The organism is Microbacterium sp. BF1, assembly GCF_019279095.1.
GTDB lineage: Bacteria > Actinomycetota > Actinomycetes > Actinomycetales > Microbacteriaceae > Microbacterium > Microbacterium maritypicum.
Window position 1 is genome coordinate 1 of sequence record NZ_JAGYWT010000832.1, and the last position, 612, is coordinate 612.

Annotated in this window: 1 pseudogene; it reads left to right on the plus strand. The window is 69.1% G+C overall.

Going from position 1 to position 612, the window contains the following annotated elements:
• Positions 1-81: 81 nt before the first annotated feature.
• A pseudogene (locus KZA10_RS17070) lies at positions 82-612 on the plus strand (urocanate hydratase); the annotation flags it as partial.

The following is a 612-nucleotide window of genomic DNA, read 5'->3' on the forward strand; positions in this document are numbered from 1 at the left end:
CGAGCAGCATCCCCGATCCGCGGTCGAAGAACACGGGGTCTGTCGCTTCGGAATCCAGCGACAGCTCGTCGATCACGGTGTGCGGGGGCCGCGGTGTTCGACTACGGCAACTCGATCAGGGCCGAAGCGCAGCTGGGCGGGTTCGACCGGGCGTTCGAGTTCCCCGGGTTCGTGCCGGCGTACATCCGCCCGCAGTTCGAGGAAGGACGCGGGCCGTTCCGCTGGGCTGCCCTCTCCGGCGACCCGGAAGACATCTACAAGACCGACCGGGCCATCGCCGAGCTCTTCCCTGAGGATGCCGCCCTGCACCGCTGGCTCGAGAAGGCCGGGGAGAAGGTGCACTTCGAGGGGCTGCCCGCCCGCATCTGCTGGCTCGGCTACAAGGAGCGCCACCTCGCCGGGCTCAAGTTCAACGAGATGGTCGCCTCGGGCGAGCTGTCGGCCCCGATCGTGATCGGTCGCGACCACCTCGACGCAGGCTCCGTGGCATCGCCGTACCGCGAGACCGAGGCCATGAAGGACGGCTCCGACGCGATCGCCGACTGGCCCCTGCTGAACGCCCTGCTCAACACGGCATCCGGCGCCTCCTGGGTGTCGCTGCACCATGGCGGC